Annotated in this window: 16 protein-coding genes; 9 read left to right on the top strand and 7 right to left on the bottom strand. The window is 73.4% G+C overall.

Features of this window, described 5'->3' with window-relative positions; all coding sequences use genetic code 11:
• Window positions 1–311 precede the first annotated feature (311 nt).
• Entirely contained in the window at window positions 312–1,346 is a 1,035-nt protein-coding gene (locus tag ACOWU6_RS10550; protein ID WP_324011399.1) for a MerR family transcriptional regulator, read from the top strand.
• 19 nt (window positions 1,347–1,365) lie between these two features.
• On the opposite strand, the gene dprA is transcribed toward ACOWU6_RS10550, so the two are convergent.
• The 7 genes from dprA to rplS form a co-directional block, all read right to left on the bottom strand.
• Entirely contained in the window at window positions 1,366–2,526 is a 1,161-nt protein-coding gene (gene dprA, locus ACOWU6_RS10555; protein ID WP_421075654.1) for a DNA-processing protein DprA, read from the bottom strand.
• The gene (locus tag ACOWU6_RS10560) at window positions 2,523–4,049 is read right to left on the bottom strand and encodes a YifB family Mg chelatase-like AAA ATPase (protein WP_421075655.1); all 1,527 of its coding nucleotides are present in this window, start codon (window positions 4,047–4,049) and stop codon (window positions 2,523–2,525) included. The genes dprA and ACOWU6_RS10560 overlap by 4 nt, the downstream gene beginning before the upstream one ends.
• Window positions 4,046–4,408, bottom strand: a complete 363-nt coding sequence (locus tag ACOWU6_RS10565; RefSeq protein ID WP_421075656.1) for a YraN family protein — start codon at window positions 4,406–4,408, stop codon at window positions 4,046–4,048. Before ACOWU6_RS10565 ends, ACOWU6_RS10560 begins: the two co-directional genes overlap by 4 nt.
• 108 nt (window positions 4,409–4,516) lie before the next feature.
• A complete protein-coding gene (locus tag ACOWU6_RS10570; RefSeq protein ID WP_271171735.1) occupies window positions 4,517–4,843 on the bottom strand; it encodes a DUF2469 family protein in 327 nt (108 codons plus the stop codon).
• A gap of 53 nt (window positions 4,844–4,896) precedes the next feature.
• On the bottom strand, window positions 4,897–5,556 hold the full coding sequence (locus ACOWU6_RS10575; RefSeq protein WP_421075657.1) for a ribonuclease HII: 660 nt from the start codon (window positions 5,554–5,556) through the stop codon (window positions 4,897–4,899).
• Complete coding sequence (gene lepB, locus ACOWU6_RS10580) at window positions 5,553–6,320, bottom strand: signal peptidase I (protein WP_421075658.1); 768 nt, start codon at window positions 6,318–6,320, stop codon at window positions 5,553–5,555. Before lepB ends, ACOWU6_RS10575 begins: the two co-directional genes overlap by 4 nt.
• Before the next feature lie 113 nt (window positions 6,321–6,433).
• On the bottom strand, window positions 6,434–6,784 hold the full coding sequence (gene rplS, locus ACOWU6_RS10585) for a 50S ribosomal protein L19 (protein WP_271171732.1): 351 nt from the start codon (window positions 6,782–6,784) through the stop codon (window positions 6,434–6,436).
• Window positions 6,785–7,029: 245 nt separating this feature from the next.
• On the opposite strand from rplS, the gene map reads away from it, so the two are divergent.
• The 8 genes from map to ACOWU6_RS10625 all read left to right on the top strand — a co-directional run bounded on the left by map (window position 7,030) and on the right by ACOWU6_RS10625 (window position 14,840).
• A complete protein-coding gene (map, locus tag ACOWU6_RS10590) occupies window positions 7,030–7,803 on the top strand; it encodes a type I methionyl aminopeptidase (RefSeq protein ID WP_271171731.1) in 774 nt (257 codons plus the stop codon).
• A gap of 139 nt (window positions 7,804–7,942) precedes the next feature.
• Entirely contained in the window at window positions 7,943–10,522 is a 2,580-nt protein-coding gene (gene nirB / locus ACOWU6_RS10595) for a nitrite reductase large subunit NirB (protein WP_421075659.1), read from the top strand.
• A complete protein-coding gene (gene nirD, locus ACOWU6_RS10600; protein WP_271171729.1) occupies window positions 10,519–10,929 on the top strand; it encodes a nitrite reductase small subunit NirD in 411 nt (136 codons plus the stop codon). The genes nirB and nirD overlap by 4 nt, the downstream gene beginning before the upstream one ends.
• A 4-nt stretch (window positions 10,930–10,933) precedes the next feature.
• Window positions 10,934–12,169: a uroporphyrinogen-III C-methyltransferase gene (gene cobA, locus ACOWU6_RS10605; RefSeq protein WP_271171728.1), complete on the top strand. Its 1,236-nt coding sequence runs from the start codon at window positions 10,934–10,936 to the stop codon at window positions 12,167–12,169.
• Complete coding sequence (locus ACOWU6_RS10610; RefSeq protein WP_271171727.1) at window positions 12,166–13,296, top strand: uroporphyrinogen-III synthase; 1,131 nt, start codon at window positions 12,166–12,168, stop codon at window positions 13,294–13,296. The genes cobA and ACOWU6_RS10610 overlap by 4 nt, the downstream gene beginning before the upstream one ends.
• Window positions 13,293–13,997: a sirohydrochlorin chelatase gene (locus tag ACOWU6_RS10615; RefSeq protein WP_421075660.1), complete on the top strand. Its 705-nt coding sequence runs from the start codon at window positions 13,293–13,295 to the stop codon at window positions 13,995–13,997. The genes ACOWU6_RS10610 and ACOWU6_RS10615 overlap by 4 nt, the downstream gene beginning before the upstream one ends.
• Window positions 13,994–14,572, top strand: coding sequence for a molybdenum cofactor guanylyltransferase (gene mobA / locus ACOWU6_RS10620; RefSeq protein ID WP_421075661.1), 579 nt, complete (start codon window positions 13,994–13,996; stop codon window positions 14,570–14,572). The genes ACOWU6_RS10615 and mobA overlap by 4 nt, the downstream gene beginning before the upstream one ends.
• Window positions 14,556–14,840, top strand: a complete 285-nt coding sequence (locus ACOWU6_RS10625) for a DUF6457 domain-containing protein (RefSeq protein WP_421075662.1) — start codon at window positions 14,556–14,558, stop codon at window positions 14,838–14,840. Before mobA ends, ACOWU6_RS10625 begins: the two co-directional genes overlap by 17 nt.
• Window positions 14,841–14,842 lie beyond the last annotated feature (2 nt).

Consider the following 14,842-nt stretch of genomic DNA (forward strand, 5'->3'; position numbering starts at 1 on the left):
CAACTACGTCGGCTCGATCACGATCGACCCCGATCTCCTCGAGGCGGCGGACATCCTCGAGCATCCGCTCGCGGGAGCGGGCTAGCCAGGGCTCGCAGGGCGCGGCGACACCGCGCGCGCCGTCCTCGGCATGCTCCTGGGCGCGACGCTCGTGGCCGCCGTCACGACGCCTGCCCTGTCGCTCACCGAGCCCGGGACGCAGGCGGTGCCGCACGGCGAGATGCACGGCGGGCACGCGCACTGAGAGCGAGGAGCCGCTGTCGGGAGATCGGGGTTGCATCTCAAGCCGCTTGAGGCCTCAGGGTGAGGACATGAACACTTCCGAGAACGCTCTCTCCTCCATCGGCGAGGTGGCGCATCGCACCGGACTCAGCGTCAGCGCCATCCGCTACTACGACGACGAGGGACTCGTCGACGCGACCGACGCCACCGACGGAGGCCATCGCCTCTACGACGTGGACGCGATCGCCCGGCTCGAGCTCGTCCGCACGCTGCGCGACCTCGAGACCGGTCTGCCGCAGGTGCGCCGCGTGCTCGCCGGGACGAGCTCGCTGCGGGATGTGCTCGCCGAGCATCTCCACGTGATCGAGACGCGGGCCGCGGATCTGGACGCGAAGCGCGCCGTCCTCCGCGCGCTCGTGCGACAGGAGGGCACGGCGGAGCGCGCGAACCTCCTGCGCAGGCTCGTGACGATGCCCGATGCCGAGCGTCAGCGGCTCATCGACGACTTCCTCGACGAGGTCACCGCCGGCCTTCCGCAGGAGGCGTCCGAGCGCATCCGCGACGTGCGGCCGGTGCTGCCGCCCGACCCGGCCCCCGAGCAGCTCGACGCCTGGCTGAGCCTCGCGGAGCTCCTGCAGGATGATCGGTTCCGCGCGGCGATCCGCTCCTACCTGCACGCGACGTACGCGCAGTTCCCCGGTCCGGAGATGTCCTCGCCTCCCGTGCAGGACTTCATCCACTCGGCAGGCGCCGACCTGATGCGCCGGCTCACGGCCGCTCACCAGGCGGGTCTCGCGGCGGACGATCCCCACGTGGCCTCCCTCGCCGCACAGCTGGTCGACGAGCTCGCCGGGACGTTCGGCGTCGCGGCCGACGACGACCTCCGCGCACGGCTCGCCGAGCGCTATCGCACGGTCGACAGCCTCACCCTCGAGGCCCTTGAGGACGAGGAGTACCGCACGACCGAGGGCCGCTATCTCGAGCTGGTCGCGATCGTCAACGGCGGCCCGCACCCGGATGCCGCCCTTCTCGACGGCGCCCACCGCACGCGGGGCGACGGAGACGGCCCGAGTCTCGGAGAGCTCGGCCGCTGGCTGGCTGCGGCGATCGCCGGAGGGTCGTGAGCGCAGGAACCCTCGGCTCTCAGGCGAGCACCCAGCCGCCGTCCGTCCGTCGCACCGCGCCGGCCAGCTCGAGCAGGCCGAGCGCGGCCTGCACGGCCTCCACGGCCATCCCGCTGCGCCGTGCGATCTCATCGACATCGCGTGGGGCGCGGGAGGCGAGCGCATCGCGGACGCGGACCTCCTCCGCGGATGGACCGCCCAGAGCGGTCGCGTCGTCGGCTCCCTCGCCGATCAGCTCGAGGACGTCGGCGGCCGACGTGATGCACTGCGCGTCGAACTCGCGCAGCAGGCGATGACAGCCGGCCGAGGTCGCACTCGTCACGGGTCCGGGCACGGCTCCGAGCGGCCGCCCGAGCGCCGCGGCGTGCCCTGCCGTGTTCAGCGTGCCGCTGCGCGCGCCGGCCTCGACGACGACCGTCGCGGCGCTCAGCGCGGCGATGCACCGATTCCGCTGAAGGAACCGCCACTTGGTCGGCGTCGCGCCCGGCGCCGTCTCACTCACGATCGCGCCGACGCGCGCGATGTCGGCGAACAGGCGAGCGTGCCCGGCGGGATACACGCGGTCGGCGCCGCCGGCGACGACCGCGACCGTCAGCCCGCCGACGCCGAGCGTCGCGCGATGGGCAGCGCCGTCGATGCCGTACGCGGCGCCCGAGATCACTCCGATGCCGCGGGACGCGAGCTCGCCCGCGAGCTCGGCCGCGACGTGCTCCCCGTATGGCGTCGCCGCGCGTGCGCCCACGATCGCGACCGAGCGTGCGATGCGCGAGAGGCCCGTCACGTCGCCTCTCGTCCACAGGGCGAGCGGCGCGTGCGTGCCGAGGTCGGTCAGCTGCTCGGGCCACCCCGCGTCCTCCGGGGTCACGAGCACCAGCCCCGCGCGAGCGCCCTGCGCGAGGGCCTGCGCGACGTGCGCGGGGTCGAGCCGCGGCTGCCACCGCGACCGAGCGGCCGCGAGCGCCTGCGCGCCCAGCCCGAGCTCCGCGAGCGATCCGTCGTGCAGCCCCGCCTCGACCATCCGCAGAGCCTCATCCGGACCGTGCGCCGCGACGAGCGCGCCCGCGGCCCCATCGCCCGGCTCGACGATGGCGGTCCACACCGCGCGCGCCAGACGGGCCGGCTCCTCCCGGCTGTGCGGCGCACCCGCTCGGCGCACGCGATCGTCGTCGAGCAGCGTCATGCCACGACCCCCTTCTTCAGGAACAGCGCCCTGCCCACATCCGCCGCGTCCGGCCGGTCCCTGCCGGCCAGATCGGCGACCGTCCAGGCGACCCGCAGCACGCGGTCGTAGCCCCTCAGGGTGATGAGCCCGCGCTGGAGCGCGGCGTCGAGCCCCCGCAGCGCCGCGGCGTCAGGCGCTCGCGGCCCGCGCCGCAGCCACGTCCCGGGGACCTCGGCGTTGATGCGCCAGGGCGTTCCCGACAGCCGCTCCCGCGCCCGATCCCGCGCCGCGAGCACGCGCTGCCGCCCCTCCTCCGATGACATGGCGTCTCCCGCGCGCGTCTGCGCGATGCTCGCGATCCGCTCGACGCGCAGATCGATGTCGATGCGGTCGAGCAGCGGACCCGAGAGGCGCTGCGCGTACCGGCGGATGATGTGCGGAGCGCACGTGCACGACCCGCCGCGCACGCCGTACTCCCCGCACGGACAGGGATTCATCGCGAGGACGAGCTGGAAGCGCGCCGGGAAGCGCGCGGAGAACCCCGCGCGGTGGATGTCGATCCGCCCCTGCTCGAGCGGCTGGCGCAGCGCGTCGAGCGTCGACGACGACGCCTCGGTCGCCTCGTCGATGAACAGCACCCCGCGGCTCGCGCGCGCGATCGCACCCGGCCGCACGGTGCGCGACCCGCCGCCGACGAGCGCGGCGGTCGACGCCGAGTGGTGAGGCGCCTCGAACGGCGGCCGCCGGTCGAGGCGCACGACCCGCTCCCCCGCGAGCGACCGCAGCGATGCGGCCTCGAGGGCTGCCTCGTCATCGAGCGGCGGGAGGATGCCGGGCAGACGGCGGGCGAGCATGGTCTTGCCCGCTCCCGGCGGGCCCGACATGAGCACGTGGTGACCGCCCGCCGCGGCCACGACGAGCGCCTCGACGGCGTCGCGCTGCCCCACGACGTCAGCGAGGTCGACGTCGTCCTCGTCGGCCTCGGGCGCCGGCGGGCCGGGGATCGGCGGGACGTCCGGCACCTCCACCTCGGAGCCGTGCCACGCCGCGACCTGAGCGAGCGAGATCGCCCCGCGCACCTCGGCGCCCGCGACGAGCTCGGCCTCCTCCCGGTTCGCCCAGGGGACCACGACCCGGGTGCGGCCCGCGGCGACCGCGGTGCGCACGGCCGGCAGGATGCCCGGCACGGGCCGCAGTCGCCCGTCCAGCCCCAGCTCGCCGAGATGCACGACCTCGGCCGCCGATGACCGGCGCAGGCGGTCGTCGGTCGCCAGCGCGGTCACCGCGATCGCGAGATCGAACGCGGTCCCGTGCTTCGGGAGCCCCGCCGGCGACAGGTTCACGGTGAGGCGCCGGTACGGGAGCATGAGCCCGCTGTTCTCGCACGCGCTCGTGACCCGGCGCGCGGCCTCGCCGAGCGCGCGGTCGGCGAGGCCGATGATCCGGATCTCCGGCTGATGCGACGTGACGTCCGCCTCCACCTCGACGAGCTCGCCCGTGAGCCCGGTGAGCGCGACCGCCCACGTCCGCGCGACCGTCATCGGAGGTCCTCGAGATGCTCGAGGACGGCCGTCCCGGGATCGGCTCCCACGATCGCGACCGCGTCGATCCGGAGGGATCGGCCGAGCAGCGCTCCGGGGTGCGCGCGTGTCCACGCCGCCGCGAGCCGCCACAGCCGACGCAGCTTGCGCCGGTCGACGGCCTCGAGCGGATGGCCGAAGGCCGTGCCCGTGCGCGTCTTGACCTCGACGACCGCGAGCCGTGTGCCGCGGCACGCGACGATGTCGATCTCCCCGTCAGCGCACCGCCAGTTGCGGTCGAGGATCTCGTACCCGATCGATGAGAGGTACTGCGCCGCGCGCTCCTCGCCCGCTCGACCGAGGTCGTCCTTCCGTGCCATGACGGCAGACTGCCTGGACGGACGACCGGATGCGGCGGCGGACGGCCGGGTGGGGAGACGGCGCGCCGCGGGGCGCGCCTGTGCAGACGGCGTCGCCGCGCGGGGATGCTACTTGCCGTCGAGCGAGAGCTCGTCGGGCAGCTCGAAGTCGCGGCGCGACAGCTCCTCGATGTTCACGTCCTTGAACGTGAGCACGCGCACCGACTTCACGAAGCGATCCGAGCGGTAGATGTCCCAGACCCAGACGTCCTTCATCGTGATCTCGAAGTAGAAGTCGGTCTCGGTGTCGTGACGGACGACGTCGACCTCGTTCGCGAGGTAGAAGCGGCGCTCGGTCTCGATCACGAACTGGAACTGCGAGACCACGTCGCGGTACTCGCGGAACAGAGCCAGCTCGAGCTCGCGGTCGTAATCCTCGAAGACATCGTCATCCATGGTCCTCCCATCCTAGGCGTCCGGGATGCCGCGTCGCGCCGCTCGAGGACGGCTCAGAACAGGGCGGGCGCGTCGGCGATCGCCCACGACCGGCGGTGGTGCGCGCTCAGACCGTGCTCGCGGATCGCGGCACGGTGCGTCGCGCTCGCGTAGCCCTTGTTGCTGGCCCATTCGTAGACCGGGAGCTCGTCGTGGAGTCCGGTCATGAGGCCGTCGCGCGCGACCTTCGCGATGACCGATGCCGCAGCGAGCGACGCGCAGTCGCGGTCGCCCTTGACCACCGTGCGGATGTCGAGCCCCGCGCCGCGCACGGGCGAGATGTAGTCGTGGTTGCCGTCGAGGAGCACGACCCCGGCCGCGGGCGCGTAGCCCTGCTCCTCGAGCGACGCGAGCGCGCGGACGGCCGCGAAGCCCAGGGCGCGGATGATCCCGATCTCGTCGACCTCCGCGGCCGTCGCCCAGCCGAGCGCGCTGGCCCTGACCCACGCGGCCGCGCGGTCGGCGACGTCCGCGCGGCGTCCGGCGGGGACGAGCTTCGAGTCGCGCAGCCCCTCAGGAACGGTGCAGGCGACGGCCTCCGCGTCCACGACGGATGCCCCGATGGTCACGGGCCCGGCGAGGGCGCCGCGCCCGACCTCGTCGAGCGCGAAGACGAGCGGCGCCTCCGCGAGGAGCGCCCGCTCGTGCGCGATGGTCGGCGCGACGACGGTCATCCCGCGGCGCTCGCCTTCTCCTCCTCGGCCTCGTCCTCGCGGTCGGGGATGCCCCGGAACACCTCGTGGTGCCCGTCGACCGTCCCGAAGCGGTCGAGCGGCCAGGTGAGGAGGAACACCCGGCCCACGACGTTGTCGATCGGCACGAACCCGCCGCCGGGCTGGTCCGTGTGGAAGCGCGCATCGCGCGAGTTGTCGCGGTTGTCGCCGAGCACCCACAGGGCACCCTCCGGCACGACGACGTCGAACGGGTCGTTCGAGGCCTGGGTGTCGCCCTCGGGCAGCTTGAGGTAGCCGAGCTCGTCGACCGGCACCCCGTTGACGGTGATCTGCCCCAGCGCGTTGCAGCACTCGACGTGATCGCCCGGCAGCCCGATGATGCGCTTCACGAGGTGGTCGTCCGAATCGCCGGCCGACAGCCCCACGAGGGTCAGGAGCGCGTCGACGGCCTCCATGAACGGCGACTGCTCGGGCGCCTTCGGCTGCGGATCGAGCCAGCCGCCCGGATCCTCGAACACGACGATGTCCCCGCGCTCGTAGCCCGTCCACAGCGGCGTGAGCTCGTCCACGAGGATGCGGTCGTCGATCTGGAGGGTGTCCTCCATCGACGCCGACGGGATGAAGAACGACCGGACGATGAACGTCTTGATGAGGAACGACACCACCAGCGCGACCACCACGATGACGGCGATGTCGCGCAGGAACATGAGGATGCCCCGTCCGCGCTGCTCCGGCTGCTCGGCGGTCGTGGTGTCGCTCGTCATGGGGTCCTTCGCGTCCGCGCCGCCGAGGTGACGGGGGCGTTCCTCCAGAATCTCACATGAACGCAGACACCCCGTGCCGCGGGGCACGGGGTGTCTGCTCGGATCGCGTGAGATCAGGCGTTCTCGCGCTTCTCCTTGATCTTCGCCTTCTTGCCGCGCAGCTCGCGCAGGTAGTACAGCTTCGCGCGACGCACGTCACCGCGCGTGACGACCTCGATGTGGTCGATGACCGGCGAGTGCACGGGGAACGTGCGCTCCACGCCGACCTGGAAGCTGATCTTGCGGACCGTGAAGGTCTCGCGCACGCCCGAGCCCTGACGGCGGATGACGACGCCCTGGAACACCTGGATGCGCGAGCGGCTGCCCTCGACGATGTTCACGTGCACCTTGACGGTGTCACCGGGGCCGAACGCGGGGACGTCGGAGCGGAGCGAAGCCGCATCGACGGCGTCGAGAATGTGCATGACGGTTCTCTTCCTGCGGCCGCCTCAGGTCGACCGCCTTCGAAAATGGGGTATCGCACGTGCATGTGGGATCCCGTGGACCCTCGGCTCCCCTGCGGCAGAGCGCGAAACGGCCCGCGCCGACGGGCGCGGTCGTCACAGCACGACATCCCATTGTCTCACACCAGGACCCGCGCCACGATCCGCGGGTGCCGCCCCTCGCCGCGCATCGGGGAGAATGGAGGTTCGAGCGAGAGGACACACCCATGATCGAACTGCGCACCCCGGCCGAGATCGAGCAGATGCGGCCGGCTGGCCGGTTCGTCGCGGAGACCCTCGCGACCCTCCGCGAGGAGACGAAGGTCGGCACGAACCTCCTCGCGATCGACCGTCGCGCGCACGAGCTCATCCGCCGGGCAGGGGCCGAGTCGTGCTACATCGACTACCACCCGTCGTTCGGCGCGAGCCCGTTCGGCAAGGTCATCTGCACGTCGATCAACGACGCGGTCCTCCACGGGCTCCCGCACGACTACGCGCTGCGCGACGGCGACCTCGTCACGCTCGACTTCGCGGTCTCGATCGACGGCTGGGTCGCCGACTCCGCTGTCTCGTTCGTCGTCGGCACCCCGCGCGACGAGGACCTCGCCCTCATCGACACGACCGAGCGCGCGCTCGACGCGGCGATCGCCGCCGCGACGGTGGGCAATCGCGTGGGCGACATCTCCGCGGCCATCTCGCAGATCGCGCGTGCCGACGGCCTCTCGATCAACACCGACTTCGGCGGCCACGGCGTGGGCCGCATCATGCACGGCGACCCGCACATCCCGAACGACGGCCGCCCCGGGCGCGGCTTCCCGCTCAAGCCGGGTCTCGTCATCGCGATCGAGCCGTGGTTCCTGCAGAGCACCGACGAGCTCGTCACCGACCCGGATGGCTGGACGCTGCGCAGCGCGGACGGCTCGCGCGGCGCGCACAGCGAGCACACCATCGCGATCACGGAGGACGGCCCGATCGTCCTGACGGACCGCTCGCACCTCTGACGCCGTCCTCACATCCGCCGCTCAGGCGGTTGTGAGCGAAACGTTCGCTCGGGGAAACCCCGGGCCGCGCAGACGGGAAACACCGCACTCCTACGTTCGTGTCACGACCTCGAAGTGACCCTCGAACGCAGGAGCCGCCATGACCGCCGTGGACCCCCTCCCCTCTCGCATCGTCGTCGTCGGCGCCGGGATGGTGGCGCATCGCTTCGTCGAGAGCCTCCTCAGCCGCACGACGGACCCCTGGCACGTGACCGTGCTCGGAGAGGAGCGCCGGCTGCCCTACGACCGGGTCGGCCTCACGTCGTTCTTCTCGGGAGCCACCCCCGACGACCTGACCCTCGACCCCGGCGTCTTCGACGACGATCGGGTCGAGCTCCTCCCCGGAGAGCCGGTCATCCGCATCAACCGCGCGGAGCGCACCGTCACGACCGCCGCGCGCCGCGACATCCCCTATGACACGCTCGTCCTCGCGACGGGCTCCTACGCCGCGAAGGTCGCCGTCGACGGCTCCGATCTCCCCGGCTGCTTCGTCTACCGGACGATCGACGACGTGCAGCGCATGCGCGACTTCGTCGCCGCGCGGTCGGCGCAGCTGGGCAGGCCGCTCGTCGGCAAGGTGATCGGCGGCGGGCTCCTCGGGCTCGAGGCGGCAGGAGCGCTCCAGGGCCTCGAGGTCGCCTGCACGGTCGTGCAGTCGTCCGACCGCCTCATGTCGGCCCAGCTCGATCTCGCCGGCGGCAACGCGCTGCGGCGCCTCATCGAGGCGCGCGGGATCGAGGTGCTGACCCAGGCCCGCACAACCCGCCTCGACCCCGACCGCTCGGGCAACGTCGCGGGGCTCGAGTTCCAGGACGGCTCCTACGTCGGCGCCGACATCGTCGTGTTCACGGTGGGCGTCCGCCCGCGCGACGAGCTCGCCCGTGCCGCCGGGCTCCCCGCGGACCCGCGCGGCGGGGTCGTCATCGACGACCGCTGCCGCACGGCCGACCCGTCGATCCTCGCGATCGGCGAGGTCGCGAGCTTCGACGGCCAGTGCATCGGCCTCGTCGCACCCGGGTACGCCATGGCCGAGGTCGCGGCGACGCGGCTGCTGGGCGGCGACGCGACCTTCCCTGGCTTCGACGACTCCACCAAGCTCAAGCTCTCGGGCGTCGACGTCGCGAGCTTCGGCGACGCGTTCGCGCGCACGCCGGGCGCTCTCGACGTCAGCTACGCCGACCCGGTGGCCGGCGTGTACAAGAAGCTCGTGCTGTCGGACGACGCCAAGACCCTGCTCGGCGGCATCCTCGTCGGCGACGCGTCGGCATACGGCTCGCTGCGCCCGCTTCTGGGCAGCGCGCTGGGCGCCGACCCCGTCGCCTACCTCATGCCCGAGGGCGGCGTCGAGGCGCCCGGTGGCGACCTCCCGGACGAGGCGATCATCTGCTCGTGCTCGAGCGTCACGGCGGGGCGCATCCGCTCGGCCGTGCACGACGACGGCTGCACCGACGCTGGCGAGGTGAAGGCGTGCACGAAGGCGGGGGCCACGTGCGGCTCGTGTCTCACCACGGTCAAGAAGATCGTCGGCCAGGAGCTCGCGAAGATGGGGCAGACCGTCTCGAACGCGCTCTGCGAGCACTTCGACATGTCCCGGCGGCAGCTCTTCGACGCCGTCCGCGTCTCGGGTCTCGACACGTTCTCCGCCGTCATCGAGCGCTTCGGGCGGGGGCGCGGCTGCGATATCTGCAAGCCCGCTCTCGCGAGCATCCTGTCCGTCCTCGTCGGCCGCCACGTGCTCGACGGCGAGAACGCGACGCTGCAGGACACGAACGACCACGTCATGGCCAACATGCAGAAGGACGGCACCTACTCGGTCGTCCCGCGGATGCCCGGCGGCGAGGTCACGCCGGAGGGCCTCATCGCGGTCGGAGAGATCGCGCGCGACTTCGGCCTGTACACGAAGATCACGGGCGGGCAGCGCGTGGACATGTTCGGCGCGCGGCTCGAGCAGCTGCCCGCCATCTGGGCACGGCTGATCGACGCCGGGTTCGAGTCGGGCCACGCCTACGGCAAGTCGCTGCGCACCGTGAAGTCGTGCGTCGGATCGACCTGGTGCCGGTACGGCGTCCTCGACTCGGTCGGCATGGCGGTGCAGCTCGAGCTGCGCTACCGCGGCCTGCGCGCCCCGCACAAGCTCAAGCTCGGCGTCTCGGGATGCGCGCGCGAGTGCGCAGAGGCCCGTGGCAAGGACGTCGGCGTGATCGCGACCGAGACGGGATGGAACATGTACGTGGGCGGCAACGGCGGCTTCACCCCGCGCCACGCGCAGCTCCTCGCCGAGGGCCTCAGCGACGCCGAGCTGCTCACGGCCATCGACCGCTTCTTCATGTACTACATCCGCACGGCCGACCGGCTGCAGCGCACGGCGCCGTGGTTCGAGGAGCTCGAGGGCGGCATCGAGGGCCTCCGGGAGGTCATCTTCGAGGACAGCCTCGGCATCTGCGCCGACCTCGACGCGGCGATGGCGGCGCACATCGACAACTACGAGGACGAGTGGGCGGCCACGCTCCGCGACCCCGAGAAGCTCAAGCGTTTCCAGTCCTTCGTGAACGCCCCCGACACCCCCGATCCCTCGATCGCGTTCGTGCCGGAACGCGGTCAGATCCGCCCCGCCAGCCCCGAGGAGCGCGCCGCCGGCGGCGTCCTCATCGCCGGCACGACCCTGGAGGTGCGTCGATGACGCTCACGCAGACCGATCCCGCGACGGCCCCCGTCGCCCGCTCCTGGGTGCGCGTGTGCGCCGTCTCCGACCTCGAGGTCGAGCGCGGCCGCGCCGCGCTCATCGGCGACACGCAGATCGCCCTGTTCCTCCTGCCCGGCGGCGCCATCCACGCCGTGTCGAACCTGGACCCGTACAGCGACGCGCACGTCATGTCTCGCGGTATCGTCGGCACAAGGCGTTTCGTCGAGACCGGACAGGACGTCGAGTCGGGGCAGGACACCCCCACCGTCGCGTCCCCGATGTACAAGCAGGTGTTCGACCTCCGGACGGGGGCGTGCCTCGACACGCAGGGCAAGGATCCCCGCTCGCTGCGGGTCTGGCCCGTGTCGCAGCAGGGCGACGACGTCTACATCCGATGGGAGTGAGCCGATGACCACGATGCTCGGCGTCTCGCTGTCCGGTCGCGACGTGCTCCTCGTCGGCGGCGGCGCGGTCACGGCGCGGCGGCTCCAGCGCTTCCTCGACGATGGCGCCCTGCCGCGTGTCGTCGCCCCCGACCTCTCGCCCGCGGTCCGCGACCTCGTGGAGGCTCACGGCGTGCCCTGGGCGCCGCGGCGGTTCCGCCGCGAGGACCTCGACGGAGCGTGGCTCGTGCACACGGCGACGGGCGACCTGCAGGTCGACCTGCGCGTGGCCGCGCTCTGCGAGGCGCAGCGCGTCCTGTGCGTCAACGCATCGGATGGCGCGCACGGCACCGCGCGGATCGCCGCCGACACGCGCTCGGGCGACGTGGTCGTCGGCGTGATGTCCGACGCCGGGGTCGACCCGGGTCGCGCGGCGCGCCTCCGCGACGCGATCGAGCGGCTCCTCGTCTCGGGACGCCTCCCGCTGCGCCGACGCCGCGGCGGCGCGGCCGGCCGCGTCGACCTCGTCGGAGGGGGCCCGGGCCCCGTCGACCTCATGACCGTGCGGGCGCGGCGGCTCCTCGCCGAGGCCGACGTCGTCGTCGCCGACCGGCTCGGCCCGGCGGATGCGCTGCTGCCCGAGCTCGACCCCGACGTGCTCGTCATCGATGTGGGGAAGCGCCCCGGCCACCATCCCGTGCCGCAGGACGAGATCAACCGGCTCCTCGTGGCGCATGCGCAGGCAGGGCGCCGCGTGGTCCGGCTGAAGGGCGGCGACCCGTTCGTCTTCGGCCGCGGCGGCGAGGAGCTCGCCGCCTGCCTCGCGGCCGGCGTGCCGGTCGAGGTGGTCCCCGGGCCGACGAGCGCCGTCTCCGTGCCGCAGGCGGCGGGCATCCCGGTCACGCACCGCGGAACCGCCGCGTCCGTGCACATCGTGAACGGCCAGGGCGAGATCGCCGACACGACGCTCGCCGCGCTCTCCGATGCCGCTGTCACGACGGTCTTCCTCATGGGCGTCGCGGCGCTCCCGCGCATCGTCGCGGCGGCGCTCGCGCACGGCGTGCCGGAGGACCGCCCGGTGGCGATCGTCGAGAGCGGGCACACCCCGCAGCAGCGCACGACACGCACGACCCTTGCCGCCGCGGTCGCCGATGCACGCGCCGCGGGGGTCCGCAACCCGGCCGTGATCGTCATCGGAGACGTCGCGCGCGCATCCCTCCTCCTCCCCGAACCCGAGCTGGCAGGTGACACCACCACGTGACCGCACGTCCTCCCCTCTCCGCAGCCCTCGACGGCTGCACCGTCGTCATCGCCGTCGACCGTCGCGCGGGCGAGCTCGCCGCCGCGCTCGAGCGCCACGGAGCGCAGGTGCGCCAGGCGCCCGCGGTGACGATCGTCTCCCACATCGACGACGAGGCGCTCGTCGACGCGACGCGCGCGCTCATCGCCAACCCGCCCGACATCGTCGTCGCCACGACCGGAGTCGGCTTCCGCGGCTGGATGGAGGCCGCCTTCGAGGCGGATCTCGCCGACGAGCTCGCGGCCGCCCTCTCACGCGCGCAGATCGTCGCGCGCGGCCCGAAGGCGCGCGGCGCGGTCCAGCAGGCGGGCTTCACCGCGGACTGGGTCGCGGAGTCCGAGACGTCCGCGGAGCTCGGCGAGTACCTCGTGACGCAGGGCGTCGAGGGGCGCAGGATCGCCGTGCAGCACCATGGATCGGGCGCCGACGGCCTCGACGAGCTGTTCGAGAGCCACGGCGCCGACGTCGTGAGCCTCACCGTGTACCGATGGGGCCCGCCGCCCGACCCCCAGGTCGTGCTGCGGTCGGTCATCCAGGCCGGCGACGGCGAGGTCGACGCCGTGCTCTTCACGTCCGCGCCGGGCGCGGCCGAGTGGGTCGCCGCGGCCTCCGCGGCGCACGCGCTCGAGGACATCCGCGACCGCGCAGCCCAGGGCCGGCTCCTCCTCGCCGCCGTGGGACCGATCACGGCCGGCCCCCTGCAGGACGCGCGGCTCCACCCCGTCGTCGCCGAGCGGGGTCGGCTCGGCTCCCTCGTGCGCACGGTCGTCGCCTACTTCGGCGCGGGCGGTGCCCCGCACGCGCAGACGAGCGCCGGCCGCTTCGAGCTGCGCAGCGGCGGCGCCGTGATCGAGGGGCGCTTCGTGCCGCTCTCGCGCACGGGCATCGACGTGCTCGACATGCTGTTCCGCGCGCGCGGCGCGGTCGTCACGCGCGCCGAGCTGCAGCACGCCCTCCCGCGCTCGAGCCAGAACTCGCATGCGGTCGAGATGGCCGTGGCGCGCCTGCGCGAGGCGCTCGGGGTGCCGGATGTCATCAAGACGGTGGTCAAGCGCGGCTATCGTCTCAACGTGGAGGACCAGGAATGACGACGCTCATCGCGTGCTCGCACGGCACCCGCTTCGAGGAGGGCCGCGAGGCCGTGCGGGCGCTCGTCGACGAGGTGCGCACGCTCCTGCCGGATGTGCGCGTCGAGCAGGCGTTCGTCGACGTCGAGGAGCCCGAGGTCGGCGACGTCGTCGCCCGGGTGGCAGCCGACGCGCCCGCCGTCGTCGTCCCGCTCCTCCTCTCGACCGGGTTCCACACCGAGGTCGACATCGCGCGCGCCGTGGCGCCGTTCCCGCACGTGGTCAAGGCCCCGGCGCTCGGGCCCCACGACCTGCTCGCGCTCGTCCTCGAGGCCCGACTCGACGAGGCCGACGCGCCAGAGGCCGGCCGACGCGAGGGCGATCACGTCGTGCTCGCGGCGGCGGGATCGACCAACCCGGCTTCGGTCGCCGATGTCGAGGGGGTCGCCGCGCGCCTGCGTCGCGTGCTGCCCGTCCCCGTGACGATCGGGTACGCGGCGGGCGCCGATCCGCGCATCCCCGACGCCGTCGAGGCCGCCCGCGCGGCCGGTGCAACGCGCGTCATCGCGGCGAGCTACGTCCTCGCGCCTGGCTTCTTCGCGAACCTCGTGCGCCAGGCCGGCGCCGACGTCGTGACCGCGCCGCTCGGCGCGGACCGCCGCGTCGCGGCCATCGTGGCGGAGCGGTACCGCGACGCGCTCGCGCTCCTGCCCGCGGCATGACCGCGGCCATCCTCCTCGCGGGCGGGCGGGCGTCCCGGCTCGGCGGCGTCGACAAGCCCCTGCTCGACGTCGATGGGCGCTCCCTCCTCGCCCGCGCGCTCGACGCCGCCGCGGGCTGCGCCCCGGTCGTCGTCGTGGGCCCTCCGCGTCCGGGAGTCGAGGGCGTCCTCTGGGTGCGCGAGGAGCCGGAGCACGGCGGCCCCGTCGCCGCGGTGGCCGCCGCGCTGCCGCATGTCGACGCCGAGAGCGTGCTCGTGCTCGCCACCGACCTCCCTCGCGTCGAGGAGGCGGTCCGAGTGCTCGACGACGCGGCGGCGCTCCTGCCCCCGGGCGACGGCGTGTGCCTCGCCGACGAGAGCGGGCGTCCGCAGTGGCTCGTGGGCCGCTACCGCACGCGCGCGCTGCGCGAGCGCGCCAAGCGCATCCCCGTCGCCGGTGCGTCGTTCCGCGAGCTCATCGCCGAGCTCTCGATCTCGGTCGTCCGCGCGCATGAGGGAGTGGTCGCCGACGTCGACACCTGGCAGGATCTGGAGCGGGCACGCGGCGAAGGGCGGCACCATGACCGAGACCACTGACCGGACCCTCCCTCCGGAGGCACTCGACACCTGGGTCGACGCCGTGTGCGAGCGGCTCGACCTGCCGCGCGAGGAGGTCTCGATCGCGCTCGTCCTCGACCTCGCGCGTGATGTGGCCCACGACGTCGCGCGGCCGGCCGCGCCCGTGAGCGCCTTCCTCGCGGGCCTCGCGGCAGGACGGCGCGGCGGATCCGCCGACGAGGCGGAGGCTGCCGTGCGCCTCGTCGCGGCTCTCGCCGCGGAGTGGCGCGACGGCGCGGCTCGGTAGGG

The sequence above is a fragment of the Microbacterium sp. SA156 genome, assembly GCF_049065455.1.
GTDB lineage: Bacteria > Actinomycetota > Actinomycetes > Actinomycetales > Microbacteriaceae > Microbacterium > Microbacterium barkeri.

Bases quoted from the DNA above. Each gene is read 5' to 3' on its own strand.
- nirD (WP_271171729.1), top strand. From the start codon at position 10,519: ATGACGCTCACGCAGACCGATCCCGCGACGGCCCCCGTCGCCCGCTCC.
- ACOWU6_RS10565 (WP_421075656.1), bottom strand. From the start codon at position 4,408: ATGGCACGGAAGGACGACCTCGGTCGAGCGGGCGAGGAGCGCGCGGCG.
- ACOWU6_RS10615 (WP_421075660.1), top strand. From the start codon at position 13,293: ATGACGACGCTCATCGCGTGCTCGCACGGCACCCGCTTCGAGGAGGGC.
- ACOWU6_RS10570 (WP_271171735.1), bottom strand. From the start codon at position 4,843: ATGGATGACGATGTCTTCGAGGATTACGACCGCGAGCTCGAGCTGGCT.
- lepB (WP_421075658.1), bottom strand. From the start codon at position 6,320: ATGACGAGCGACACCACGACCGCCGAGCAGCCGGAGCAGCGCGGACGG.
- ACOWU6_RS10625 (WP_421075662.1), top strand. From the start codon at position 14,556: ATGACCGAGACCACTGACCGGACCCTCCCTCCGGAGGCACTCGACACC.
- map (WP_271171731.1), top strand. From the start codon at position 7,030: ATGATCGAACTGCGCACCCCGGCCGAGATCGAGCAGATGCGGCCGGCT.
- ACOWU6_RS10550 (WP_324011399.1), top strand. From the start codon at position 312: ATGAACACTTCCGAGAACGCTCTCTCCTCCATCGGCGAGGTGGCGCAT.
- dprA (WP_421075654.1), bottom strand. From the start codon at position 2,526: ATGACGCTGCTCGACGACGATCGCGTGCGCCGAGCGGGTGCGCCGCAC.
- cobA (WP_271171728.1), top strand. From the start codon at position 10,934: ATGACCACGATGCTCGGCGTCTCGCTGTCCGGTCGCGACGTGCTCCTC.
- nirB (WP_421075659.1), top strand. From the start codon at position 7,943: ATGACCGCCGTGGACCCCCTCCCCTCTCGCATCGTCGTCGTCGGCGCC.
- rplS (WP_271171732.1), bottom strand. From the start codon at position 6,784: ATGCACATTCTCGACGCCGTCGATGCGGCTTCGCTCCGCTCCGACGTC.
- ACOWU6_RS10560 (WP_421075655.1), bottom strand. From the start codon at position 4,049: ATGACGGTCGCGCGGACGTGGGCGGTCGCGCTCACCGGGCTCACGGGC.
- mobA (WP_421075661.1), top strand. From the start codon at position 13,994: ATGACCGCGGCCATCCTCCTCGCGGGCGGGCGGGCGTCCCGGCTCGGC.
- ACOWU6_RS10575 (WP_421075657.1), bottom strand. From the start codon at position 5,556: ATGACCGTCGTCGCGCCGACCATCGCGCACGAGCGGGCGCTCCTCGCG.